We start from the raw sequence: 24,551 nt of genomic DNA on the forward strand, positions 1-24,551 counted from the left end.
CTCACCAGAGCTTGTTGATCATGGAGTTCGCGTCGGCCCGGAGGTCGGAGCCGACCCGAACTCCTGATCGACGGTGCGGGGCCGGGAGCCAGGGGGGTCAGAGGATGGGGGGTGGGGTGTAGGTGGCGGCGGTGGGGTGGGCGGCCACCACGGCGGCGACGCGGCGGGCGACGGCCTCGACCTGGGCCGGGGCGGCGCCGACGAAGGCGGTGCGGTCGGCGACCAGGGCGTCGATCTCGCCGTGGGACAGGCCGAGCCGGCCGTCGGCGGCAAGCCGGTCGAAGAGGTCGTTCTCGGCGGCGCCCTTCTCCCGCATGTTCAGCGCCACGGCGACCGCGTGCTCCTTGATCGCCTCGTGCGCCACCTCGCGGCCGACGCCCCGCCGGACCGCCGCCACCAGGATCTTCGTGGTGGCCAGGAACGGCAGGAAGCGCTCCAGCTCACGGTTGATCACCGCCGGGTACGCCCCGAACTCGTCCAGCACGGTGAGGAAGGTCTGGAACAGCCCGTCGGCGGCGAAGAACGCGTCCGGCAGGGCCACCCGGCGGACCACCGAGCAGGAGACGTCCCCCTCGTTCCACTGGTCGCCGGCCAGCTCGCCGACCATCGACAGGTAACCCCGGATGATCACCGCGAAGCCGTTCACCCGCTCGCTGGAGCGGGTGTTCATCTTGTGCGGCATGGCGCTGGAGCCCACCTGGCCCGGCTTGAAGCCCTCGGTGGCCAGCTCCTGGCCGACCATCAGCCGGATCGTGGTGGCCAGCGACGACGGCGCGGCGGCGATCTGGGCCAGCGCGGAGAGCACCGCCAGGTCGATCGAGCGCGGATAGACCTGGCCGACGCTGTCCAGCACCCGGGTGAAGCCGAGGTGCCCGGCCACCCGGCGCTCCAGTTCGGCCACCCTGTCGGCGTCGCCGTCGAAGAGGTCGAGCTGGTCGGCGGCGGTGCCCACCGGGCCCTTGATGCCGCGCAGCGGGTACCAGTTGATCAGGTCGTCCAGCCGCTCGTACGCGATGAGCAGCTCCTCGGCGGCCGACGCGAAGCGCTTGCCCAGCGTGGTGGCCTGCGCCGCGACGTTGTGCGAACGGCCGGTCATGACCAGGTCGGAGTGCTCGACGGCGAGCCGGGCCAGCCGGGCCAGGGTGGCCACCACGCGATCCCGGATCAGCTCCAGCGAGCGGCGGACCTGGAGCTGCTCGACGTTCTCGGTGAGATCCCGGGAGGTCATCCCCTTGTGCACGTGCTCGTGCCCGGCGAGCGCGCTGAACTCCTCGATCCGGGCCTTCACGTCGTGCCGGGTGACCCGCTCCCGCTCGGCGATCGAGGCCAGGTCGACCTGGTCGAGCACCCGCTCGTACGCCTCGACCACCCCGTCCGGCACCGGCACACCCAGGTCACGCTGGGCCCGGAGCACGGCGAGCCAGAGCCGCCGTTCCATCCGGACCTTCTCCTCCGGGGACCAGAGGGCGACCAGTTCGGGCGAGGCGTAGCGGTTGGCGAGCACGTTCGGGATCGTCGTCACGTACCTCATTCTCCCGTACGCCGCGTCCGTCCCCGACCGAAGCCCCCCGCCGGATATACTTTAGAAGGTTGCCGTATATAGGGGGCCCGGATGACCAAGATCCTGGTAGATGTCGACGACGAGGCGCTTGCCGACGCGGCCGAGGCGTTCGGCACCAAGACCAAGAAGGAGACGGTCAACGTGGCGCTCCGCGAAGGGGCGGCGCGGGTGCGCCGGGCCCGAGCGCTCGCCGAACTGGCAACTCGCGGGCAGGCAGGAGACTTCGACGAGCTGCTCGACAAGAAGACATACCGTTCGTGAAGCTCGCTGACTACCTGGTCGACACCAGCGCCCTCGTCCGACTGTTCCGGGACCCGGAGGTGCTGGCCCGCTGGGAGCCGACCATCACGGCTGGCCTCGTCGCCGTCTGTCCCCTCATCGAGTTGGAGTTTCTCTACTCGGCCCGGTCCGTCGCCGACCGCGCTCGACTCGAGGAGCAACTGCGGATCGCCTTCGGCTGGATGGCCATGCCCGACCGGATCTACGAGCGAGCAACCGAGACCCAGGTTGAGCTGACCGGGCGGGGCTGGCACCGGTCGGCCGGACCTGTGGATCTCCTGATCGCCGCCACGGCCGAATACCACGGACTGTCCGTGCTGCACTACGACCGCGACTTCGACCAGATCGCCACCGTGACCGGCCAGCCCATGCGCTGGTTGGCACCAGCCGGGTCGGTGAAGTAGCTGAGCGGAAGGGTCAGCGTTCCAGGATCGCGGTGACCCCCTGGCCGCCGGCCGCGCAGATCGAGATCAGACCCCGGCCGCTTCCCTTCTCGGCGAGCAGCTTGGCCAGGGTGGCCACGATCCGGCCGCCGGTCGCCGCGAACGGGTGCCCGGCCGCCAGCGACGAGCCGTTGACGTTGAGCCGGTCCCGGTCGACCGCGCCGAGCGGGGCGTCCAGGCCGAGCCGGTCCTTGCAGAACTCCGCCGACTCCCAGGCGGCCAGGGTGGCCAGCACCTGCGAGGCGAACGCCTCGTGGATCTCGTAGTAGTCGAAGTCCTGCAGGGTGAGCCCCGCCCGGGCCAGCATCCGCGGCACCGCGTAGGCGGGGGCCATCAGCAGCCCCTCGTCGCCGTGCACGAAGTCCACGGCGGCGGTCTCCGACCAGCTGAACCAGGCCAGCACGGGCAGGCTGTGCGCGCGGGCCCACTCCTCGGAGGCGAGCAGCACGGTGGACGCGCCGTCGGTGAGCGGCGAGGAGTTGCCGGCGGTCATGGTGGCCCGCTCGGCGTCCGGCCCCTTGGCGCCGAAGACCGGCTTGAGCGAGCCGAGCTTCGCCAGGCTGGTCTCCGGGCGCAGGTTCTGGTCCCGGGTCAGCCCCAGGTAGGGCGTCATCAGGTCGTCGAAGAAGCCCCGGTCGTAGGCGGCGGCGAGCCGCTGGTGCGAGCGGAGCGCCAGCTCGTCCTGGGACTGCCGGTCGACGTTCCAGCGCAGCGCGGTGCGGGCCGCGTGCTCCCCCATGGACAGTCCGGTGCGCGGCTCCGCGTTGCGCGGGATGTCCGGCTTGAACGGCTGCGACGGGCGCAGCTTCGCCGCGAGCCGCAGCCGCTCGCCGAGGGTGCGGGCGCTGTTCAGCTGGATCAGGGTGCGGCGCAGGTCCTCGTTGACCGCCAGCGGGGCGTCCGAGGTGGTGTCGACGCCGCCGGCGATGCCGACGTCGATCTGCCCGAGGGCGATCTTGTTGGCGACCAGGATGGCGGCCTCCAGGCCGGTGCCGCAGGCCTGCTGGATGTCGTACGCCGGGGTGTGCGGGTCGAGCCGGGAGCCGAGCACCACCTCACGGGTGAGGTTGAAGTCGCGGGAGTGCTTGAGCACCGCCCCGGCGACCACCTCGCCGACCCGCTGGCCGGCCAGGCCGTAGCGGGCGATCAGCCCGTCGAGCGCCGCGCCGAGCATGTCCGCGTTGGACGCGCCCGCGTAGCGGGAGTTGGAGCGGGCGAAGGGGATGCGGTTGCCACCGATGACCGCGACCCGCCGGATGTTCTGCACGATCCGCCTCCTGGAAAGTCTTGCCCGAACCCTACTCGTCAGTAGGCTACGCCTATGACCGACAGGTACGCGAGCTTCGTCCAATCGGGGGCCGGCCGCGCGCTGGTCAAGCGCCTCGGGCTGCCCGACCCGCCGCGACTGCGCCGGCACCGTCCCGGCGACCCCCTGCTGCCCGGGCCCGCCCTGCTCGGCGCGGCCACCGGCGGTCGCCTCGCCGCGCCGATCGGCAAGATCCTCGCCGCCGCCGGGGTCGAGGTGCGCGATCCGGCCGCCGACGGCGACGCCACCGACCGCTTCGGCGCCCTGGTGTACGACGCCACCGGGATCACCGACTCGACCGGGCTGCGGCAGCTCTACGACTTCTTCCACCCTCGGGCCCGCTCGGTGCTGCCCAGCGGCCGGGTGATCGTGCTGGGCACCCCGCCGACCGAGTGCGGCACGCCCCGGGAGGCGACCGCGCAGCGCGCCCTGGAAGGGCTGACCCGCAGCATCGGCAAGGAGTTCGGCCGCGGCGTCACCGCCCAACTGGTGTACGTCACCGCCGGCGACGGCCCGGACCTCACCGCCGGCACGGCGACCAGCCTCGAAGCCACCCTCCGGTTCCTGCTCTCCGGCCGGTCCGCGTACGTCTCCGGCCAGGTGATCCGGGTCGGCGTCGGGCGGGCGGAACCGCCGGCCGACTGGGACCGCCCGCTGGACGGGCAGGTGGTGCTGGTCACCGGGGCGGCCCGGGGCATCGGGGCGGCGCTGGCCCGGGTGCTCGCCCGCGACGGCGCCCGGGTGGTGGCGCTGGACGTCCCGGCCGCCGGCGACGAGCTGGCCGCGGTCGCGAACGAGATCGGCGGCAGCGCGGTGCAGCTCGACCTGACCGCGCCGGACGCCCCGACCCGGCTCGCCGAGCACCTGGCCGGCCGGCACGGCCGGGTGGACGTGGTGGTGCACAACGCCGGCATCACCCGGGACAAGACCCTGGGCCGGATGGACGCCGACCGCTGGGACTCGGTGTTGGAGGTCAACCTCTCCAGCCAGGAGCGGATCAACGACGTGCTGCTGGAGCGGGAGCTGATCCCGGCCGGCGGGCGGCTCGTCTCGGTCTCCTCGATCGCCGGGATCGCCGGCAACCGCGGCCAGACCAACTACGCCACCAGCAAGGCCGGCGTGATCGGGCTGGTCGAGTCGCTCGCGCCGGCGCTGCGCGACCGGCAGATCAGCGTCAACGCGGTCGCCCCCGGGTTCATCGAGACCCGGTTGACCGCCCGGATCCCGCTGGTGCTGCGCGAGGCGGGCCGGCGGATGAACAGCATGTCCCAGGGCGGCCTGCCGGTCGACGTGGCGGAGACCATCGGCTGGCTGGCCTGGCCGGCCTCCGGCGCGGTCAGCGGCAACGTGGTCCGGGTCTGCGGCCAGAGCCTGCTGGGGGCCTGAGATGGCGACCACCGAGGACCGGCCCGCCCCGACCCGGGCCCGGGCCGAACTGCCCGCGATGCCCGCGGCCGGCGCGCTCTACCGGCGCGCCCTGCTCGGCGCGCTGCCCGGCGTCGGCGGCCGGCGCGGCGACACCGTGCCCGCGGTCGAGCTGGCCGTCGCCGGCGCCACCGTCGACCGGGCCCACCTGGCCGACTACGACCGGGTCTGCGGGTTCCGGCTCGCCGACCGGCTGCCGGCGACGTACCCGCACGTGCTGGGCTTCCCGCTGGCGCTGCGGCTGATGACCGCGCCGGACTTCCCGATCGCGCTGGCCGGCGTGGTGCACGTGGCCAACCGGATCACCGTGCACCGCCCGATCGGCGCCGACGAGACGCTCGACTTCACCACGTACGCGGAGAACCTGCGCCCGCACGACCGGGGCCGCCAACTCGACGTGGTCCTCGTCGCCAAGGTGGGCGGCGCGGAGGTGTGGCGGGGCGTCTCGACGTACCTCGCCAAGGAGCGCGGCACCGGCGGCGGCGAGCGGCGCGACCGCGGCGAGCGGCCGGCGGTACCGCCCGCCTCCGCGCACTGGCGGGTCGAGCCCCGGGTGGGTACGGACTACGCCCGGGTCTCCGGCGACCACAACCCGATCCACACCTCCCGGCTGGGGGCCCGGTTGCTCGGCTTCCCGCGCCCGATCGCGCACGGGATGTGGAGCAAGGCCCGCTGCCTGGCCGCGCTGGAGAGCCGGCTGCCGGACGCCTTCACCGTCGACGTGGCGTTCAAGCTGCCGGTCCCGCTGCCCGGCACGGTCGCCTTCAGCGCGGTCCCGGCCCGGGAGTTCGCCCTGCACGACGCGCGCACCGACCGCCCGCACCTGACCGGCACGATCCGCTGACTCAGCCCCTACGGGACCGTCTCCCGGACAGCATGGGGGCATGGAAGCCGTGCTCGACCTGCTCCGGGAGACGGTCGCCTCGCCGTGGGTGTACCTGGTGCTCTTCGGGGTCACCGCGGTCGACGCGTTCTTTCCGGCGGTGCCGGGCGAGGCTGCGGTGATCACCGCAGCCGTTCTCGCCGCCGGCGGTCACCCCGACCTGGTGGGGGTGATCGCAGCGGCCTTCCTCGGCGCGCTCGTCGGCGACCACGTCTCGTACGCCATCGGCTGCGGCGGCGGCGCCGGGCCGCTGGCCCGACTCCCGCAGGAAAGCCGGCGGCGGGCCAGCTCGGAGTGGGCCCGGCGCGCGGTCCAGCGGCGCGGCGGACTGATCCTGACCACCTCCCGGTACCTGCCGGGCGGGCGGACGGCGGTCACCCTGACCATGGGCGCGCTGCGCTACTCCCGCCGGTCGTTCCTGTTCTTCGACGCGATCGGCGCGTTCACCTGGGCGCTCTACTGCACGCTGCTCGGCTACTTCGGCGGGTTGGCCTTCGAACGCGACCCGGTCCGGGGCGTGCTGGTCGGGGTGGGGTTCTCCGTCGTCATCACCCTGCTGCTGGAGGCGGCCCGGCGGTGGCTCCACCGCCGCCGCCCGGTCGCTCCCCGCTGACCACCGCCGCCGGCCCGGGCCGGATCCGGGCTCAGGGCAGGTCGGCGTCGTGCACCAGGATCGCCACCTGCACCCGGTTGCCCACGCCGAGCTTGGCCAGGGCGCGGCTGACGTGCGCCTTGACCGTGGCCTCGCTCATCCCCAGCCGGCGGGCGATCCCGGCGTTGGCGTGCCCCCGGGCGACCTCCCGGACGATCTCCAGCTCCCGCGCGGTGAGGTCGGCGAGCCGCTGCCGGGCGGCCGTCCGCCGGTCCGGCCCCCGCTCGGCGAAGGACTCGATCAGCCGCCGGGTCACCGTGGGCGCCAGCATCGCGTTCCCGGCGGCCACGGTCCGCACCGCGGCGGCGAGGTCCCGGGGCGGAGTGTCCTTGAGCAGGAAGCCGACCGCTCCGGCGCGTAGCGCCCGGTGCACGTACTCGTCCCGGTCGAAGGTGGTCAGCATGATCACCTTGGCGCCACCGGCGACGATCCGCGGCGCGGCGGCCAGCCCGTCGGTGCCGGGCATCCGCACGTCCAGCAGCACCACGTCGGGGCGGAGCCGGCGGGACTCGGCCACGGCCTCGGCGCCGTCCGCCGCCTCGCCCACCACGGTGATCTCCGGCGCCGCCTCCAGGATCAGGCGCAGGCCGGAGCGGACCAGGTGCTCGTCGTCGGCGACCAGGACCCGGATCACGTCTCCTCCTGCACCGGGATCAGCGCCCGGACCTGGAAGCCGCCGTCGTCCGGGCCGGCTTCCAGCCGCCCGCCGAGCAGCTCCACCCGTTCCCGGAGGCCGACCAGGCCGAGCCCGGCGCCGGGCAGGGCGCGGCCGCCGGCCGACGGGCCGTTGCGGACGTCGACCTCGATCCCGCCGGCCAGGTGGTGCAGCCGCACCGTCGTCTCCGCGTCGGCCGCGTGCTTGCGGACGTTGGTCAGCGCCTCCTGGACCACCCGGTGCACGGTCCGGTCCACCGTCGCCGGCAGGGGTCGGGGCGTCCCCTCGTCGTGGCGGTGCACCCGCAACCCGGCGGCGCGCGACTCGCGGACCAACTCGTCGATCCCGGCCAGGCCCGGTGGCGGGGTGGTGTCCGGCGTACCGCCGGCGGTCGGGGTGGGCTGGCGCAGCACGCCGAGCACCTCGCGCAGGTCGGCGAGGGCCTGCCGGCCGGTGGACCGGATCAACGACGCGGCCTCGACGGTCGCCGGGTCGGCGGCGGTCACCTCCAGCGCACCGGCGTGCACCACCATCAGCGACACCCGGTGCGCCACCACGTCGTGCATCTCTCGGGCGATCCGGGCCCGCTCCTCGGCCCGGGCCCGCTCCGCCCGGGCCTCCTGCTCCCGCTCCAGCCGCGCGGCCCGGTCCCGCAGGGCGTCGAGGGTGTCCCGGCGGGCCCGGATCCAGAGCCCGATCACCAGCGGGAAGACCACCAGCCAGGCGGCCATCGCGACGGCGTTGCCCGGGGTGGCGGTGGTCAACCCGCGCTCGCCCCCCATCGCCCGGCCGATCAGCACACCCAGCGCGAGCACCAGCGCGGCGCCGGCCAGGAAGCCGCCGAGCGGGCGGCGGCCACGCAGCCGCAGGCCGGCCTGCCAGGACGCGGCGACCGCCGCCGGCCAGGCGGCCAGCAGCAGCCAGGCGACCGCCGCCGCGGCGAACAGCGGCCAGCGCCTCCGGTGGACCGTCGCGGCGGCCCAGCCGGCCGCCACGGCGACGACCAGGACCACCACCCCGGGCAGCGGCGAACGGACCCCCAGGGCACCGGTCGCCGAGTACCAGACCCCGCCGCCGACCAGCACGGCGAGCCCGAGCGGGACGTACCGCTCGACGGCCCGCCGGAGCACGGCGGCGCTGGAGGTCACGCCCCGAGCGTAGGCGCTGGCCCGCCGGCCGCCCGAGCACCGACGGCCGGGATCGCCCCGGCGTCGGGGATACCCCGACGCCCCGGGCCGCTCGCCCCTGAGCCGGTTCGGGGACGGCCGCTACTTAAGTAGCGGCCGCCGGCTGACGCACGGCCGATGGCGGCGGGCCGCACCGGCAGCAGCATCGGGATCATGGATTCGCTGCTCGACCTGCTCCACCAGACGATGTCCTCGCCCTGGGTCTACCTGGCGCTCTTCGTGATCGCGGTGGTCGACGGGTTCTTCCCGGTCGTGCCGAGCGAGACCGCGGTCATCACCGCCGGCGTCTTCGCCGCCACCGGCCAGCCGGACCTGCCGGCCGTGATCGCGGTCGCGGCGGCCGGCGCGCTGGTCGGCGACCACGTCTCGTACGCCATCGGCCGTGGCGGCGGCGGCCGGCTGCTCGCCCGGCTGCCAGCCGGCGGCCGGCGGCGGACGGCGCTCGACCGGGCCCGGCGGGGCATCACCCGGCGCGGCGGGCTGATCCTCACCGTCGCCCGGTACATCCCGGGTGGACGGACGGCGGTCACCCTGACCATGGGCGCGATCCGCTTCCCCCGGCTGCGGTTCCTCGCCTTCGACACGCTCGCCGCGGTCTCCTGGGGGGTCTACTCGGCGCTGGTCGGCTACCTGGGCGGGCTCGCCTTCGAACAGGACCCGCTGCGCGGCCTGCTGCTCGGGCTCGGCCTCGCGCTCACCGTGACCCTGGTGGTCGAGGTGGCCCGCTGGGCGCGGGGCCGGCGCCGGGCGCGCGCCACCGACCCGGGGCCGGAGTACGCCGGGCTGCGGCGGTGAGCGCCTCAGCCGGCCGGCGGCCGCCAGGTGGCGCCGCGCAGCAACTGGCCGGCCCCGAGCCAGGCGGCGTTCATCATCCGGGTGGCGGTCTTCTCCGGGTCCGCCTCCGGGTGGTCGGCGAGCCAGTCGGCCAGCGACTCGGTCGCCCCCACCAGGGCGTACGCGACCACCTCCAGATCGGTCTCGCTCACCTCGCGCCCCTCGGCGCGCAGCGCGTGGTCGAGCATCCCGGCGACCACGTCCACCAGCCGGGCCCGCATGGCGGCGAGTTCGCCGGCGAACGGCTGCTCGCCCCGGGCCTGCCGGTAGAGCACCGCCCAGCCGTCCCGGTGCGCCCCGACGAAGCCGAAGAACGCCCGCAGCCCCCGCCAGAGCCGCTCGTCGGCCGGCAGGTCGGGGGCGGCCGCCCCGGCGATCGCCTGCATCATCCGGGTGCCCTCACGGTGCAGGCAGGCGACGAAGAGCTCCTCCTTGGTGCCGAGGTAGGCGTAGACCATCGGCTTGGAGATGCCGGCGTCCTCGGCGATCTCGTCCATGCTGGCCGCGTGGAAGCCACGCCGGGAGAAGACCTTGACCGCGGCGTCGAGCATCTGCTGCTCGCGGACGGCCCGGGGCAGGCGCTTGAAGGTCGGGGTGCCGGACACCTTGCGAGCATACCTACTCGTGCGTAAGGTTACGCCAGAGTAACCAGATTCGGCCCGCCCGAGAGGTGTTCCCCCATGACTGACTTCGACCCGGCCAACTTCGCCAACGTCGGCCCGAAGGAGTTCGCCCAGCTGGTCAAGTCCACCCCCGACGACAAGATCGCCGAGGTGATGTCCGGCGACCTGCGCGGCAAGATCCTCGGCGAGGTCTTCAGCCGGATGCCGTCGCTGTTCCGGGCCGACCGGGCCGGCTCCACCAACGCGGTCATCCACTGGAACATCACCGGGCGCCCCGACGGCGGCACCGACACCTACGAGGTGGTCATCGCCGACGGCGCCTGCACCGTCAACGAGACCGCGCAGCACGACCCGAAGCTCAGCCTCACCATGGGCCCGGTCGAGTTCCTCAAGATCGTGTCGGGCGGCGCCAACCCGGTGATGATGTTCATGACCGGCAAGCTCAAGGCCAAGGGCGACCTGGGCCTGGCGGCCAACATCGCCAACCTGTTCGACATCCCCAAGGCCTGAGCATGGCCGAGTTCTCGCTCGACCTGAACGAGGAACAGCGGGACCTGCGCGACTGGGTGCACGGCTTCGCCGCCGAGGTCGTGCGCCCGGCCGCGGCCGAGTGGGACGCCCGGGAGGAGACCCCGTGGCCGATCATCCAGGAGGCGGCGAAGGTCGGCCTCTACGGCTTCGAGTTCCTCGCCACCTGCTGGGCCGACCCGACCGGCCTCTCCCTGCCCATCGCCAGCGAGGAACTCTTCTGGGGTGACGCCGGGATCGGGCTGAGCATCTTCGGCACCTCGCTGGCGGTGGCCGCCATCTACGGCGCCGGCACCCCCGACCAGCTGGTCGAATGGGTGCCGCAGTGCTTCGGCTCGGTCGACGAGCCGGCCGTGGCGGCGTTCTGCACCAGCGAGCCGGAGGCCGGGTCCGACGTCGGCGCGATGCGTACCCGGGCGGTCTACGACGAGGCCACCGACGAGTGGGTGCTGCGCGGGCAGAAGGCGTACGCCACCAACGGCGGGATCGCCGGGGTACACGTGGTCACCGCCTCCGTCGAACCGGAACTCGGCTCGCGCGGGCAGGCCGCGTTCGTCGTACCGCCGGGCACGGCCGGGCTGGCCGCCACCCGCAAGCTGCGCAAACTGGGGCTGCGCGCGTCGCACACCGCCGACGTCTTCCTCGACGACGTACGGGTGCCCGGGCGCTGCCTGCTCGGCGGCCGGGAGGCGCTGCTGGAACGGCTGGACCGGGCCCGCTCCGGCAAGCGGGCCTCGACGCAGGCCGCGATGCGCACCTTCGAGCTGTCCCGGCCCACCGTCGGCGCCCAGGCGCTCGGCGTGGCCCGGGCCGCCTACGAGTACGCGCTGGACTACGCCAAGAACCGGGTCCAGTTCGGACGGCCCATCATCGAGAACCAGGCGGTCGCGTTCGCGCTGGCCGACATGAAGATGGAGATCGACGCGGCTCGGCTGCTGGTCTGGCGCGCCTCCTGGATGGGGCGCAACAACCGGCCGTTCACCGCCGGCGAGGGCTCGATGTCCAAGCTCAAGGCGGGTGAGGTGGCCGTCGCGGTGACCGACCGGGCGGTGCAGTTGCTCGGCGGGGCCGGGTTCCTGCGCGACCACCCGGTCGAGCGCTGGTACCGGGACGCGAAGATCTACACCATCTTCGAGGGCACCTCGGAGATCCAGCGGCTGGTCATCTCCCGGGCGATCTCCGGGGTCCAGATCCGCTGACCCGGGTGCGGCGGGGGCCGGCGCCGACCGGCGTCCGCCGGGTGGCCCGGGTCACCGCCGGTGGGTCCGGGCGGGCGTCCGGTGCATGATCGAGATAACCGCTCACGAAGGGCCCCCAGCTCGGGGGCCCTTCGTGCACCGTCGAAGGAGGCCTGTGGCATGGACCTGCCGTTCATCGTCGCCACGCTCACCCGTCGCGGACTACTCACCCCCGGCCGCCCGATCCGGGTCGCCTCCCAGCTCGGTGCGCTGCGCAAGTGGGGCTGGAGCCTCGCCGGCGAGCTGCGCCAGGCAGCCGCCCGGGACCCGGGCCGCACCGCGATCGTCGACGAGCAGGGCGCCGAGCTGACCTATCAGGAGCTGCTGGACCGGGCCGAGCGGCTGGCCCGGGCGCTGCGCGCGGCGTACGGCGTGCAGCCCGGCGACCGGATCGGGGTGCTCTGCCGCAACCACCACGGCCTGATCGAGACGATCGTCGCGGCGACCCTGCTCGGCGTCGACGCGGTGCTGGTGAACACCGGGCTCTCCGCCGCCCAGCTGGCCACCGTGGCCGACGAGCAGGCGCTGCGGGTGCTGGTACACGACACCGAGTTCGCCGAGCGGGTTCTCGGCCTCCCCGCCGAGCTGCACCGCGTCGACGAGCGGGCCCGCGAGGAGCTGGTCGCCGGCGCCCTCCCCGGCGAGCTGCACCCGCCGGAGCACGACGGCCGGATCATCGTGCTCACCTCCGGCACCACCGGCACGCCGAAGGGCGCCCGCCGGCCCACCCCGAACGGGTTCGGCCCGCTGGTGTCCATCATCGACCGCATCCCGCTGCACACCCGGAACCGGGTGATGATCGCCGCGCCGGTCTTCCACACCTGGGGATTCGCCGCCCTGCAGGTCTGCTTCGCGCTCCGCGCCACCATCGTGCTGCACCGGCGCTTCGACCCGGCCGCCACGCTGGCCGCGCTCGTCGAGCACCGGTGCGACGCGCTCTTCGCCGTACCGGTGATGGTGCAGCGGCTGCTGGAGGTGCCGGCGCCCGACCCGCGGCCGCCGCTGAAGGTGGTCGCGGTCAGCGGCTCCGCGCTGCCCGGCAACCTCGCCCACCGGTTCATGGACGTCTACGGCGACGTGCTCTACAACCTCTACGGCTCCACCGAGGTCTCCTGGGCCTCCATCGCCGGCCCGGCCGACCTGCGCGCCGCGCCCACCACGGCCGGCCGGCCGCCCCACGGCACCCGGCTGCGGATCCTCGACGACGCGGGCCGGCCGGTGCCGGACGGCCGGGTCGGCCGGATCTTCGTCGGCAACGAGATGCTCTTCGAGGGCTACACCTCCGGGGCGAAACGGGAGAGCCAGGACGGGCTGCTGAACACCGGCGACCTCGGCCGGGTCAACGCCGACGGGCTGCTCTTCGTCGACGGCCGGGCCGACGACATGATCGTCTCCGGCGGGGAGAACGTCTTCCCGTCCGAGGTGGAGGACCTGCTCGCCCGGCTGCCGCAGGTACGCGAGGCCGCCGTGATCGGGGTGCCGGACCCGGAGTACGGCCAGCGGCTCGCCGCGTTCCTCGGCCTGCACCCCGGCGAGACGCTCGACCCGGAGGCCGTCCGCGAGTACGTCCGGCACTACCTCGCCCGGTTCTCCGTGCCCCGGGACGTCATCTTCGTGAAGTACCTGCCGCGCAACGCCACCGGCAAGGTGCTGACCCGCGAGCTGCGCCGCTACTACGGCTGAGCGGCCGGGGGCGGTGCGACCGAACCCGGATGCCCGCTCGACCAGCCGGGCCCGAGCGGCCCGGCCCGCTCGGCGGCCAACCGCCGCCGGGGCCGCACACCCGCCTCGCCGCTGTCCCGGCGCGCGGGCGCCCTCGGCGCACCGGGACTCACGCCGGTCAGGGATAGAGCGTCAGCGCGGGGTTGGTGGCGATCGCGGTCAGCTGTTCCACGGCCAGCACCGGCGGGGGCCCGAGTTCCACCGACGGGACTCCGTCGGCACCCTTCACCACGATGTGCACGTTGTCCGTCGTCACCGTCACGGAGGTGCCGTCCGCCCGCTGCAGCTGAACCCAGCGCTGCTCGTGTCCGTCCTTCCCCGGGGCCGCCGTGCTCACGGCGACGGAACCGCCGTCCGGGAGCCGGCTGCTCGTGCAGGCCGCGGGATCGGGAGCTGCGGCGCAGCCGCGCGGCGCGTCGACACCCGTCGGAATCAACGTCACACGCAGGTTGTCGACCTGCCCGCCCAGCGCGAGCCGGGCCCGGGCCTCGTAGAACCGGTTGCTCCCGTCGTAGTCGAACTGGATCAGGTCACACCCGGGCAGGGTGCCGGCGGCGGTCATACCGGCCGGCAGGGCGGCATCCAACGCCGGACGGAGCACCCCGGTGAGCCGGGCGACGGCCCGGCCCGGGCTCTCGGTGGGGCGCGCGCGCACCGTGTCGTACGTCTGCTGAGGGACCGGGGAGCCACTGGGCGGCGGGGTCGGCACCGCGCAGAGCGACGGGCCGGCGGACGGCGTCCACGCATCGCCCGGCAGGGTGAACCCGCCCGGGCCGGAGCCGGCGAGCAGGGCCGGCGTGACCGCGACCACGGCGACCGCGGCGGCCACGCCCGTGCCGGCCAGCGTCCAGGTGCGGTGCCGGCGGCGGCGCAGTTCGGCGGCGATCAGCGCGTCCACGTCGATCCGCGTCGGCGGCGACGCGGCCACCACCGCGCGCAGGTGCTGCGACAGGTCATCCATCGGTGCGTGCCCCCTCGACTCGCGCCGGCGCGCCGACGAGACGACCCCGCAGCGTCTCGATCGCCCGCGCCGACTGGCTCTTCACGGTGCCGGTGGTGCAGCCGAGTTCCCGGGCCGTTTCCTCGACCGACAGGTCGCAGAAGTAGCGCAGCACCAGGACCGCGCGACGGCGCGGCGGCAGCTCGGCGAGCAGGGCGAGGATGGTCAGCCGGTCCGCGGCGCCGTCGGTCGCGGAGCGGGCGGGGCCGTCCGGGACCTCGCCCCAGGCGGCCTCGCGCCGCCACGGCCGGCGGCGCTCGTCGAGCCAGACCCGCAGCAGGGTGCGCCGGAGGTACGCGTCCGGGTTGTCCATCGCTGACACCCGCCGCCAGTGCCGGAGCAGCTTGACCAGCGCCGTCGACACCAGGTCGTCGGCGGTGTGCCAGTCACCGCAGAGCAGGTACGCGGTGCGGCGCAGCGGCTCCAGCCGCGCCCCGACGTACTCGCGGTAGCCCTCGATGTCGGCCGGCAATCCCGCCACCTCCTCGCCTCACCGGTCAAACGGAGGCGGAAGCTGCGGGGGTTGCCCGGTTCAGCCCGGAATCGTGATCTGCCCCGCGACCGCGTCGGCGGCGATGTCCGTCCGGTGGTGGGCGCCGGCCAGCCCGACGCCGGACACCAGCGCGTACGCGGCGGCCCGGGCGGCCGCCAGGTCGGCGCCGGTGGCGGTGGCGCAGAGCACCCGGCCACCGGCCGAGAGCAGCGCACCGTCGGATGCGCGGCGGCTGCCGGCGTGGATGAAACCCGCCCCCTCCGCACCGCTGATCACGTCACCGGTGCGGGGTGCGGCCGGATAGCCCTCGGCGGCGACCACGACCGTCACGGCGGCGCCGTCCCGCCAGCGCAGCGGCGGGTGGTCGGCCAGCGTGCCGGTGGCGGCGGCGTGCAGCAGCCCGGCCAACGGCGTCTCCAGCAGCGCCAGCACCACCTGGGTCTCCGGGTCACCGAAGCGCGCGTTGAACTCGATCACCTTGGGGCCGTCGGCGGTGATCGCCAGCCCGACGTAGAGCAGGCCGACGAACGGCGTGCCCCGGCGGCGCAGCTCGGCCAGGGTCGGGTCCACGACGTCGCGCATCACCTCGTCCACCAGGCCGGACGGCGCCCACGGCAGCGGGGCGTACGCCCCCATGCCGCCGGTGTTCGGGCCGGTGTCGCCGTCGCCGACCCGCTTGAAGTCCTGCGCCGGCAGCAGTGGCAGCGCGGCCTCGCCGTCGGTGACCACGAAGAGCGACACCTCGGGCCCGGCCAGGTACTCCTCGACGACGACCTGCCCGCACTCGGCGCCGTGCCGCAGCGCGGCCGCCCGGTCGTCGGTGACCACGACACCCTTGCCGGCGGCCAGCCCGTCGTTCTTCACCACGTACGGCGCGCCGAACTCGTCCAGCGCGGCGGCGGTGGCCGCCTCGTCGGCGCAGGCGTACGCCCGGGCGGTGGGCACGCCGGCGGCGGTCATCACGTCCTTGGCGAACGCCTTGGAACCCTCCAGCCGGGCGGCCGCGGCGGACGGACCGAACGCGGCGATGCCCTTCGCCCGGACGGCGTCGGCGACCCCGGCCACCAGCGGCGCCTCCGGACCGATCACCACCAGGTCGGCCCCGGTCTCCACCGCCAGCGCGGCGACAGCCGCCGGATCGGTCGGGTTCACCTGCCGCAGCTCGGCCAACTGCCCGATGCCCGGATTGCCCGGGGCCGCGATCAGCTTGTCGACGGTCGGATCGGCCGCCAGCCCGAGCGCGAGCGCATGCTCCCGCCCCCCACCACCCAGAAGAAGTACCCGCACGACCCCGCATCCTACGCGCCACCCCGCTCGCCCCCGTTGATCATGAGGTTAGCGGCAGTAATGATGATCGATTTCGCCGTCAACTCCATGATCAAGGGCGTTGGGCGGCGGCGATGGCCTGGCGGACGGTCCAGGGGATGTAGGCGGGGTCGAGGGTGTCGGCCCAGGTGAAACGGAGGACGGTCCAGCCGGCGTTGACCAGGCGGTTCTGCCGGCGGCGGTCGGCGTATGCCGCTTCGGGGGTGCCGTGCGGGCCGCGGCCGTCGGCTTCGGCTATCACCCTCGGACCGCGCCAGCCCAGGTCCCCGATGCCGAGCAGGTAGCCGTCGTCGTCCCGCACCTCCAGTTGGAGGGTGTCCGGAGGCACTCTGCCGTCGACGCAGCGCAGCCGGGTGCGGGTCTCCAGCGGGGACTGGGCGCGTCCGTCCGCCTCGGCCAGGACGGCGCGTGCCGCCACCGCGCCTCGGCGACGTCGGACCAGGCGCGGAACAGCGAGCAGGTCGTCATCGGTGACGAGCCCTCGATTCAACGCGCAGTCCAGCACGGCGACGGCCGGGTACCGGCCCACGCGGAGGATCACCTCGGCGACAGTGCAGAGCGGGTCCGTGGTCGGCAAACCATCGAGGCTGACGACGGAGGCCGCCGGATGCTCCAGTTGGTGCACCACGAGGCCGGGTTCCTGGGCCCGCGCAAGCTTCGCGGCGGCACCGGGCAGCGCCACATGGATCTCGTCACCGGGTGGAAGGCCGGCGATTCCGTGGAGTTCGGCGGCGGTCCCGAGTACCGCGTGGGCCTTCGGCCCCAGTGACAGCAGCGCCGCGCGTATCCGACAGCGCCGGGAGGGCTGCCCGACTGTCGGCCCGGTCACCAGGTAGACGGCCCGGGCAAGCCGACGCCACCGGCCGAACGTGACGAGATTGTCGATCTCGTGCCGGCTGAACCCGATATCCGTCGCCTGCGCCCGGGTCACCAGCCCGTCCTGCCCGCCAGCGACCCGCCGCAGCGCCAACCACCGATCCATGACTCCCGACCATGGACCAACCCACCCGCCCCCACGACCCCCTGTGGATAACCCTCACACCCCTGTGGACAACCAACCCGCAACTCGCGTTGATCATGAGGTTAGCGGCGAAGTTGATCGCCAATCACACCGCTAACCTCATGATCAACGGGGGCGGGCCCGGGGGTGGGGGGCCGGGGTGGGGGGTTAGGGGAGGAGGGGGTGGCGGAGGACGTTTTCTTCGCGGCCGGGGCCTACGCCGATGACGCTGACGCGGGTGCCGCAGAGTTCCTCGATGCGGGCGATGTAGCGTCGCGCGTTCTCGGGGAGTTCGTCCTCGGTGCGGGCCTTGGTGATGTCCTCCCACCAGCCGTCGAGCTCTTCGTAGACCGGGACGGCGTGGTGGAAGTCGGTCTGCGTCATCGGCATGTCGTCGACCCGCTGGCCGTTGATCTCGTACCCGACGCAGATCGGCACCTTGGCCAGGCCGGTCAGCACGTCCAGCTTGGTGATCACCAGATCGGTGACGCCGTTGAGCCGGCAGGCGTAGCGGGCCACCACCGCGTCGAACCAGCCGCACCGGCGCTCCCGGCCGGTGGTGGTGCCGTACTCGTGGCCGATCTTGCGCAGGTGCTGGCCGTTGTCGTCGAAGAGCTCGGTCGGGAACGGCCCGGAGCCGACCCGGGTGGTGTACGCCTTGCTGACCGCGATCACCTTCGAGATCGCGGTCGGCGGGATGCCCGCGCCCACGCACGCGCCGCCGGCCGTCGGGTTCGACGAGGTGACGAAGGGGTACGTGCCGTGGTCCATGTCGAGCATGGTGGCCTGGGCACCCTCCAGCAGCACCGTCTCGCCACGGTCGAGCGCGTCCCAGAGCATCGCCCGGGTCTCCGCGATGTACGGCCTGAGCCGCTCCGCGTACGCCAGGTACTCCTCGACGGTGGCCTCGACGTCGATCGCCTTGCGGTTGTAGACCTTGAACAGGATCTGGTTCTTCTCGCGCAGCGCGAGTTCCAGCTTCTTGCGCAGGATCCCCGGGTCGAGCAGGTCCTGGACCCGGATGCCCATCCGGGCGACCTTGTCGCCGTACGCCGGGCCGATGCCCCGGCCGGTGGTGCCGATCCGGGCGGAGCCGAGGTAACGCTCGACCACCCGGTCCAACGCCCGGTGGTGCGGCATGATCAGGTGCGCGTCGCCGGAGATCCGCAGCCGGGAGACGTCCACGCCCCGCTCGGCGAGCCCGTCGATCTCGGTGAGCAGCACCTTCGGGTCGACCACCACGCCGTTGCCGATGACGATCTTCGCGCTCGGCGACAGCGCCCCGGAGGGCATCAGGTGCAGCGCGTACTTCTGCCCGTCCGGCGTGATCACCGTGTGGCCGGCGTTGTTGCCGCCGGAGTACCGCACCACGTAGTCGACCCGCTCGCCGAGCAGGTCGGTAACCTTGCCCTTGCCCTCGTCGCCCCACTGAGCGCCAAGGAGCACGATCGCTGGCATCTTCTCCGCCTCCAGAAGGCTCGGGTGCCAGGTGGCGACCGGTTGGCGAGCCCGGGGTGTCAGGTTAACAAGTAGTGACGGCGCGACCGGCAGGGGTCGCGGCGAGAGGCGGGAGGCCGGTAGCCGTGTACGACGTGGTGCTGCTCACCCTCGGATCGGAGCGGGACGCTCCCGGGGGCTGCGGCAGTGGCGGGGCCTGCTGCGGCGGCGCGACCGCGGCCGAATCGCCGGGCCAGGCCGACGCCACGGGCGGGCCCGGCAAGGGCGACGAGCGCTGCGAGACTCCCCGGGTGCCGGTGCTGGCCTGCGCGGACGCGCTCACCGCGCGGGGTGCCCGGGTCGAGACGGTGATCGCGCGCTCCGACGCGGAGATCGACGAGGTGCTGGCCCGGCTCGACGGACCGCCCCGCCCCGACGGCCTCACCTGGCCGGATCCCGATTCCAAGACCCGGCTCGTGGTCGCCACGGCCAGTGACGCGCAGTTGCGCGCCGTCCTGCGCCGGCTGGTCCGGCGGTACGCCCCGCCGCCCAGCCGCCGCCCCGCGGACCTGGCCGGCAACCGTACGGTGCCGGACCTGCCGCCGGTGGGCGTACTCCCGCTCGATCCCGCCCGGAGCACGACGCACCAGGACCTGGCGGCGCAGCTCGGCCTGCCCCGCGACCCGGCGGCGGTGGCCGCCGCGGTGCTGGACGGCACCGCCCGCCGGCTCGACCTGCTGCGCAACGACGGCGGCTCGGTGACCCTGGACGGCGCACTGCTCGGCGCGGCCGACGACAACGGCCGGCCGCTGCACTGGCGGGGCCGGGTCGAGGTGGACGACACCGTGCTCAGCAACGCCGACGAGCCGCTGCTGGCCTGCGTGATCGGCAACGCCGGCGGGTACGCGCGGCTGGACGACGTGGCGCTGCTCGGCGCGCCGGACCCGGCCGACGGCAGGGTCGAGGTGGCGGTGGCCGTGCCCGTGGTCGCCCGATCCGCGTGGGGCAGGAAGCGGGTACGGCTGGAGGTACGCCGGGCCCGCGGCCGGGCCGTCTCCGTGCTCCCCCGGGACGAGAAGCTGCCCTACCTGGACGACGGGGTGGCGGGCGAGCTGAACCGGAAGCGGTCCTGGTGGACCGAGCCGGGCGCCTGGGCGGTCTGGACGACCTGACCCCGGGCCGCCTCCGCGCCGGCCGGTCCGGTACGGCCGGTGGGCCTATCCTCGGCAGGAGGAATGGGGAGGAACCGTGGTGGACGACAACGCCGACCGGGTCCACACGCCCGGCCAGCAGCCGGTACCGGAGCGGGACATCGAACCACTCTGGCCGCCGGATCAGCTCGATGGCGCCCCCGGCGCCGGCACCCCACCCTGGGCCGCCCGCTCACCGGCCGCGGCCAGCACCGCCCCGCCCACGCCCGCCGACTACCCGTCACTGACCGGCGGGGTGCCGGCTCCCGGCGGGTGGGCGACGACCGGCCCGACCAGCACGCCCGGCACCCCCGACTGGGCCGCCGGCCAGGGCTGGGCCCCACCACCGCCAACTCCCCCCACCCCGCCGGCTCCGACACCTCCCCCAGCCCCGCCGGCTCCGGCAGCCCCGGCCCCTCCGCCGGGCCCGCCCGGGGCGCCGGCTCCCGCCGCCCCGCCGGCCTCGACGTCCGGTACGCCGACGCCGGCCGCCCCGGCGGCCCCGTCGTCCGGTGCGCCGGCTCCGGCCGGCGCGGCTGGGGCGTCCCGCCCGGACGGGACCGGAACGGCCGGAGCCACCGCTGTCCCGGACACCGCGTCCGGCGCCCCGTCCGGTTCAGCCGGCCCTCACGTCGCGGTCGACCGGTACCGGCCCGACCGGATCGAGACGCCGGCGGGTGTACCGGCCCCCCGGGCTGGGCAACCGGCTCTGGTCGATCTCGACCTGCCGTTCACCCTCGACCAGCCGGCGATGGCCGGGCCGACCCCGGCCCGCCCGCCGGCCAGCCCCGGCCCGGCCACCGCCAAGGACCCGGTCGGGGCTGCCTCTGGCGGCCCGCCGGGCGAACCGGACCACCTGCCGACGCCGGACCGGGGCACCGGCGTCGACGGCGGCACCGGGCCGACGACCGCACCGGGCACCCCGTCCTCGGCCGCCGCCGAGCCGGACAGCGACCGGGCCACGGCAGCCGGCCCGTCAGCCCGGACGTCGACCGCGCCGCCCACCCCGCCCGGGCCGGAGAGCACGACGCCACCCGGACCGGAGAGCCCAGCCCCACCCGGGCCGGAGAGCACAGCCCCACCCGGACCGGAGAGCACGGCCTCGCCCGGACCGGGCAGCGCGACCCCGGCCGGGCCGGAGAGCGCGACCCCGGCCGGACCGGAGAGCGCGGCGCCGGGCGGCGGGCCGGCTCCGGCCACCGTGGTCAGGGGTGGCGAGTCACCCTGGGCGCAGCCGCCGCAGCGCTCCGGCGCGGCCGCCGAGCCGGCCACCAGCTCGACCGGACCGGCCGCCGGCTCTCCCGGACCGGTCCCCGGCACGCCTTCGCCGACCACCGGCACCCCACCCACGATGGCACCGGCCCCGGAGGACCCCGCCCCGGTGCACGGCACCCCCACCCCGCCGCGGCACGGTCCCGCCGTGCCGGGGCAGGGCGGAGCCCCGACCCAGCCAGGTGGGACCGCGCTCGCGCACGGCGGAGCGCCGGCCCAGCAGGCCACCGGGGCCGTGCCGGCGCAAGGTGGCGCGCAGCCCGGTCCGCCGGCGGTGCCGCAGCCGGGGGCCCCGGAGTCACCCGACCCGCGACCGGACGCGCCACCGCCCGGGCCGTTCCCGCCGCAGCCGGGCTGGTACCCGCCGGGCTGGCAGCAGACCCCGGCACAGCCGGCCCCGCAGCATCCCTACCAGCCGGCGGACGGGGTGACCCGGGTGCCGCCGGCCCAGCCGGACCCGAACTGGAGCCCCGAGGCGACCGCGCCGCCGACCGCCGAGGACTTCGCCCGGCGCCGGCAGGTGCGCCCGGCCGACCCGGTGGCCACCATGGGCGTACGGGCGGTGGTCAACAAGATCGGGCTGCGCCTGCCGCCGGGGCGGCACGAGCAGGAGCTCAAGCGGGACATCGAGATGGTCCGGCGCAACTTCGGCGGGCTGCGCCAGGTGACCGTGGTGAACCCGAAGGGCGGCGCCGGTAAGACGGTGGCCATCCTGCTGCTGGCCATGACGTTCGGCCAGAAGCGCGGCGGCTACGTGCTGGCCTGGGACAACAACGAGACCCAGGGCACCCTGGGCATGCGTGCCCAGCAGGACTTCCACTCCCGTACGGTGCGGGACATGCTGCGCGACCTGGGCCAGTTCCAGGGGGCGCACGGGCGGATCGGCGACCTGTCGCAGTACGTCCGTTCGCAGGGCGAGGGGATGTTCGACGTGCTCGCCTCGGACGAGTCGGCCACCGGCGGCGAGATGCTCACCGCCGCGGCGTTCGCCGAGATCCGCGAGGTGGTCAGCCGCTTCTACAAGCTGATCTTCGTGGACACCGGGAACAACGTCCGGGCGCAGAACTGGCAGGCCGCGATGGACGCCACCGACCAGCTGGTGGTCACCATGTCGGCCCGGAACGACTCGGCCGAGACGGCCGCCCGGATGCTCGACCACCTGGAGCAGAGCGGACGGCACCGGCTGGTCCGGCAGGCGGTCACCGTGGTCTCCATGCCCCCCTCCCGCAAGGAGATCGACCTGCCGGCCATCCAGGAGCACTTCGCCGCCCGCACCCGGGCGGTGCTGCTCGCGCCCTACGAGCGGCTCATCGACACCGGGGAGCCGATCCGGTACGGCGCACTCTCGTCGGCCACCCGGGACGCCTGGCTCAAGATCGCCGCAGCCGTCGCCGAGGGCCTGTAGGTCAGACGGCCGGCCGGCGAACCAGAGCCCAGGCGCCGCACCGGCCGGAGTCAGGCAGCGGCCCCGAGGTCACCGGCCGGCCCGGGCCGGGCGGCCGGCCCGAGGTCACGGGCCGGCCGTCGCGCTGGGTCAGTTGCTGGCCAGCGCGTCCGCCGCGGCCGGGTCGCAGTCCCGGAGGAACTGGGCGCAGCGGGCCGCCTCGTCCGCCTCGCCGATCTCGCCGGCCGCCCGGGACAGCAGGTAGAGGCAGCGGAGGAAGCCCCGGTTCGGCTCGTGCGACCAGGGCACCGGGCCGTGCCCCTTCCAGCCGCTGCGACGCAGCTGGTCCAGGCCCCGGTGGTAGCCGGTGCGCGCGAACGCGTACGCGGGAATCACCTGGTCGGCGGCGAAGGCGCGGGCCGCCAGCGCGGCCCAGCCCGCGCTGTAGCTCGGGAATCGCGCCGCCACCTCGGCGAACGCCTGGTCGCTGCCGGCCTGCTCGGCGGCCGACAGGGCGGCGTCGGCCTCGTCGTGCGCGGGGAGGAGGGTGGCCGGTGGTTCCGGCAACAGGTTCTGCATCGCCCCATTCAACCCGCTTCGCCCACCGGCCCGCGAGGGGGTCGGGCAGACCGGTTGACTGAACGGCTGAGGAGTTGGTCACGCCTGCGGCCTATGCCGCCGCCAAGTATTTTCCACTACAACTATTGGTCCGGAGCCTCCCCAGGACCCGGTTATGCAGGAGCCCGGTGGCCGCGGCCGCCGGGCTCCTGTCCGTCCGGCCGGGGTTTGGCAGCTGGACGGCGTTGGGCAGGATGACCGGGTGCCGACTCCACCACCCGCGGACGTCATCGAGCCGCACATCTGCGCCGACGAGGTCGAGACCCGGGCCGAGTTCGACCGGCGGCTGGCCACCGGCAGCCTGGCCGGCCTGACCGTGCAGGGGCTCCGGCTCGACCTGGACCCGGTTCCCGACCTCACCGGCGTGCCGGTCGCCGGCACGCTCTTCGTCGGCTGCCGGTTCGCCAACCGGGAGGTCGGCGCCGACCTGGTCCGGCGCGGGGCGAACGTGGTCCCGCCCTTCTCCGGACTGCCGTACCCGACCCAGCCGGCGCACCTCTACACGCCCGAGGACCTCGCCGCCGGTTTCGCCGAGGGCGGGTTCGCCGGGATGTACGACACCCGCGTCTACGAGCACTTCCGCGCGCACGGCGGGGCGCTGCCGGAGGTGAAGGAGGCGCTCGGCCAACGGCTGCACGACCACGGGGTGGACAACGCGCTCGCCGACGCCACCCGCGCCTGGCTGGCCGTGCACGGGCCGCAGTCGGTGGTGGGGGTGATGGGCGGTCACGCGGTGCCGCGGGGCAGCCTGCCGTACCGGATGGCCGCCGTGCTGGCCTGGGAGCTGGCCCGGGCCGACCGGCTGGTGGTCACCGGCGGCGGACCGGGGGTGATGGAGGCGGCGAACCTCGGCGCCTACCTGGCCCGACGCCCGGCCGCGGAGTTGGACGCGGCGATCGACCTGCTCGCCGGCGCACCGGACTTCACCGACCACGACCGCTACACGGCGGCGGCGTTGCGGGTCCGGGAGGTCTTCGGCCGGTCGGTCGTGCCGCCGGCGCCGCGGGCCGCCGACCAGGCCACCCGGTCCCGCGCCGACTCGGCGACGCTGGCCCACGGCGACCTGGACTGGGCGCGCACCGGTGGGCTGGCCATCCCCACCTGGCTGTACGGGCACGAGCCGGCGAACCTGTTCGCCGGCCGGATCGCCAAGTACTTCTCCAACGCCATCCGGGAGGACACCATCCTGCGGCTGGCCCGGGGCGGGATCGTCTTCGCCCCCGGCCGGGCCGGCACCCTCCAGGAGGTCTTCCAGGCGGCGACCAAGACCTACTACGGCACCGACGGGGCGAGCGGGGCGTACGTCTTCCTGGACCGCGCGTACTGGACCCGGGAGCTGCCGGTGGAGTCGCTGCTGCGGCCCCTGCTGGCCGCCTCGCCGTTCGGCGACCTGTCCGGGACCGTGTACCTCACCGACGACGTGCACGAGGCCGTCCGGCTGCTCACCACCCCGGCCTGACCGAGGGCCGGGAAACGCCGACGGCCGGCCCCCGGG

At 74.7% G+C, this 24,551-nt stretch carries 23 protein-coding genes; 12 read left to right on the forward strand and 11 right to left on the reverse strand.

The annotated features are described in order from the left end of the window. Nucleotides 1-97 precede the first annotated feature (97 nt). Nucleotides 98-1,522 carry an adenylosuccinate lyase gene (gene purB, locus AC1WTP_RS03215; RefSeq protein ID WP_481647731.1) on the reverse strand — a complete coding sequence of 475 codons (1,425 nt, stop codon included), beginning with the start codon at nucleotides 1,520-1,522 and terminating at the stop codon, nucleotides 98-100. A gap of 90 nt (nucleotides 1,523-1,612) precedes the next feature. Here purB and AC1WTP_RS03220 point away from each other — a divergent pair, with 90 nt between their 5' ends. Together AC1WTP_RS03220 and AC1WTP_RS03225 are read left to right on the forward strand one after the other, a co-directional pair. Further along, nucleotides 1,613-1,822, forward strand: coding sequence for a type II toxin-antitoxin system VapB family antitoxin (locus tag AC1WTP_RS03220; protein WP_447134903.1), 210 nt, complete (start codon nucleotides 1,613-1,615; stop codon nucleotides 1,820-1,822). Beyond that, complete coding sequence (locus tag AC1WTP_RS03225; RefSeq protein ID WP_481647732.1) at nucleotides 1,819-2,244, forward strand: PIN domain-containing protein; 426 nt, start codon at nucleotides 1,819-1,821, stop codon at nucleotides 2,242-2,244. Before AC1WTP_RS03220 ends, AC1WTP_RS03225 begins: the two co-directional genes overlap by 4 nt. Nucleotides 2,245-2,257: 13 nt before the next feature. On the opposite strand, the gene AC1WTP_RS03230 is transcribed toward AC1WTP_RS03225, so the two are convergent. Next, entirely contained in the window at nucleotides 2,258-3,550 is a 1,293-nt protein-coding gene (locus tag AC1WTP_RS03230) for an acetyl-CoA C-acetyltransferase (RefSeq protein WP_481647733.1), read from the reverse strand. Between the two features lie 54 nt (nucleotides 3,551-3,604). Here AC1WTP_RS03230 and AC1WTP_RS03235 point away from each other — a divergent pair, with 54 nt between their 5' ends. Genes AC1WTP_RS03235 through AC1WTP_RS03245 form a run of 3 tightly spaced genes read left to right on the forward strand, consistent with a single transcriptional unit; the run spans nucleotide 3,605 to nucleotide 6,510 of the window. Further along, nucleotides 3,605-4,975 carry a 3-oxoacyl-ACP reductase gene (locus AC1WTP_RS03235; protein WP_481647734.1) on the forward strand — a complete coding sequence of 457 codons (1,371 nt, stop codon included), beginning with the start codon at nucleotides 3,605-3,607 and terminating at the stop codon, nucleotides 4,973-4,975. Between the two features lies 1 nt (nucleotide 4,976). Next, a complete protein-coding gene (locus AC1WTP_RS03240; RefSeq protein WP_481647735.1) occupies nucleotides 4,977-5,858 on the forward strand; it encodes a MaoC/PaaZ C-terminal domain-containing protein in 882 nt (293 codons plus the stop codon). A gap of 40 nt (nucleotides 5,859-5,898) precedes the next feature. Then, entirely contained in the window at nucleotides 5,899-6,510 is a 612-nt protein-coding gene (locus AC1WTP_RS03245) for a DedA family protein (RefSeq protein WP_481647736.1), read from the forward strand. 31 nt (nucleotides 6,511-6,541) lie between these two features. Here AC1WTP_RS03245 and AC1WTP_RS03250 read toward each other — a convergent pair whose 3' ends face one another. Beyond that, on the reverse strand, nucleotides 6,542-7,183 hold the full coding sequence (locus AC1WTP_RS03250; RefSeq protein WP_481647737.1) for a response regulator: 642 nt from the start codon (nucleotides 7,181-7,183) through the stop codon (nucleotides 6,542-6,544). Next, nucleotides 7,180-8,352 carry a sensor histidine kinase gene (locus AC1WTP_RS03255; RefSeq protein WP_481647738.1) on the reverse strand — a complete coding sequence of 391 codons (1,173 nt, stop codon included), beginning with the start codon at nucleotides 8,350-8,352 and terminating at the stop codon, nucleotides 7,180-7,182. Before AC1WTP_RS03255 ends, AC1WTP_RS03250 begins: the two co-directional genes overlap by 4 nt. Nucleotides 8,353-8,544: 192 nt before the next feature. Here AC1WTP_RS03255 and AC1WTP_RS03260 point away from each other — a divergent pair, with 192 nt between their 5' ends. Beyond that, complete coding sequence (locus tag AC1WTP_RS03260; RefSeq protein WP_481647739.1) at nucleotides 8,545-9,186, forward strand: DedA family protein; 642 nt, start codon at nucleotides 8,545-8,547, stop codon at nucleotides 9,184-9,186. A 5-nt stretch (nucleotides 9,187-9,191) separates the two neighbouring features. Here the strand turns inward: AC1WTP_RS03260 and AC1WTP_RS03265 are convergent, their stop codons facing one another. After that, a complete protein-coding gene (locus AC1WTP_RS03265; protein ID WP_481647740.1) occupies nucleotides 9,192-9,830 on the reverse strand; it encodes a TetR/AcrR family transcriptional regulator in 639 nt (212 codons plus the stop codon). A gap of 75 nt (nucleotides 9,831-9,905) precedes the next feature. Here AC1WTP_RS03265 and AC1WTP_RS03270 point away from each other — a divergent pair, with 75 nt between their 5' ends. The 3 genes from AC1WTP_RS03270 to AC1WTP_RS03280 all read left to right on the forward strand — a co-directional run bounded on the left by AC1WTP_RS03270 (nucleotide 9,906) and on the right by AC1WTP_RS03280 (nucleotide 13,297). Continuing rightward, a complete protein-coding gene (locus AC1WTP_RS03270; protein WP_481647741.1) occupies nucleotides 9,906-10,358 on the forward strand; it encodes an SCP2 sterol-binding domain-containing protein in 453 nt (150 codons plus the stop codon). A gap of 2 nt (nucleotides 10,359-10,360) precedes the next feature. Next, nucleotides 10,361-11,575, forward strand: coding sequence for an acyl-CoA dehydrogenase family protein (locus tag AC1WTP_RS03275; protein WP_481647742.1), 1,215 nt, complete (start codon nucleotides 10,361-10,363; stop codon nucleotides 11,573-11,575). 159 nt (nucleotides 11,576-11,734) lie between these two features. Then, nucleotides 11,735-13,297 (forward strand): AMP-binding protein, encoded by a 1,563-nt coding sequence (locus AC1WTP_RS03280; protein WP_481647743.1) that lies wholly within the window; start codon nucleotides 11,735-11,737, stop codon nucleotides 13,295-13,297. 157 nt (nucleotides 13,298-13,454) lie between these two features. Here AC1WTP_RS03280 and AC1WTP_RS03285 read toward each other — a convergent pair whose 3' ends face one another. The 5 genes from AC1WTP_RS03285 to AC1WTP_RS03305 all read right to left on the reverse strand — a co-directional run bounded on the left by AC1WTP_RS03285 (nucleotide 13,455) and on the right by AC1WTP_RS03305 (nucleotide 18,613). Further along, nucleotides 13,455-14,297 (reverse strand): hypothetical protein, encoded by an 843-nt coding sequence (locus AC1WTP_RS03285; protein WP_481647744.1) that lies wholly within the window; start codon nucleotides 14,295-14,297, stop codon nucleotides 13,455-13,457. After that, the gene (locus tag AC1WTP_RS03290) at nucleotides 14,290-14,817 is read right to left on the reverse strand and encodes a SigE family RNA polymerase sigma factor (RefSeq protein WP_481647745.1); all 528 of its coding nucleotides are present in this window, start codon (nucleotides 14,815-14,817) and stop codon (nucleotides 14,290-14,292) included. Before AC1WTP_RS03290 ends, AC1WTP_RS03285 begins: the two co-directional genes overlap by 8 nt. Nucleotides 14,818-14,868: 51 nt before the next feature. Next, a complete protein-coding gene (purD, locus tag AC1WTP_RS03295) occupies nucleotides 14,869-16,116 on the reverse strand; it encodes a phosphoribosylamine--glycine ligase (protein ID WP_481647746.1) in 1,248 nt (415 codons plus the stop codon). 91 nt (nucleotides 16,117-16,207) lie between these two features. Beyond that, entirely contained in the window at nucleotides 16,208-17,137 is a 930-nt protein-coding gene (locus AC1WTP_RS03300) for a type IV toxin-antitoxin system AbiEi family antitoxin domain-containing protein (protein WP_481647747.1), read from the reverse strand. 186 nt (nucleotides 17,138-17,323) lie between these two features. Beyond that, nucleotides 17,324-18,613 (reverse strand): adenylosuccinate synthase, encoded by a 1,290-nt coding sequence (locus AC1WTP_RS03305; RefSeq protein WP_481647748.1) that lies wholly within the window; start codon nucleotides 18,611-18,613, stop codon nucleotides 17,324-17,326. Nucleotides 18,614-18,738: 125 nt separating this feature from the next. Between AC1WTP_RS03305 and AC1WTP_RS03310 the strand changes: the two genes are divergently transcribed. Then, nucleotides 18,739-19,764, forward strand: coding sequence for a diacylglycerol kinase family protein (locus AC1WTP_RS03310; RefSeq protein WP_481647749.1), 1,026 nt, complete (start codon nucleotides 18,739-18,741; stop codon nucleotides 19,762-19,764). Between the two features lie 874 nt (nucleotides 19,765-20,638). Beyond that, complete coding sequence (locus tag AC1WTP_RS03315; RefSeq protein ID WP_481647887.1) at nucleotides 20,639-22,459, forward strand: MinD/ParA family ATP-binding protein; 1,821 nt, start codon at nucleotides 20,639-20,641, stop codon at nucleotides 22,457-22,459. Between the two features lie 129 nt (nucleotides 22,460-22,588). On the opposite strand, the gene AC1WTP_RS03320 is transcribed toward AC1WTP_RS03315, so the two are convergent. Continuing rightward, the gene (locus AC1WTP_RS03320) at nucleotides 22,589-23,017 is read right to left on the reverse strand and encodes a DUF3151 domain-containing protein (RefSeq protein WP_481647750.1); all 429 of its coding nucleotides are present in this window, start codon (nucleotides 23,015-23,017) and stop codon (nucleotides 22,589-22,591) included. A gap of 241 nt (nucleotides 23,018-23,258) precedes the next feature. Here AC1WTP_RS03320 and AC1WTP_RS03325 point away from each other — a divergent pair, with 241 nt between their 5' ends. Further along, nucleotides 23,259-24,515, forward strand: a complete 1,257-nt coding sequence (locus AC1WTP_RS03325; protein WP_481647751.1) for an LOG family protein — start codon at nucleotides 23,259-23,261, stop codon at nucleotides 24,513-24,515. Nucleotides 24,516-24,551 lie beyond the last annotated feature (36 nt).

The sequence above is a fragment of the Micromonospora sp. R311 genome (genome assembly GCF_056780015.1).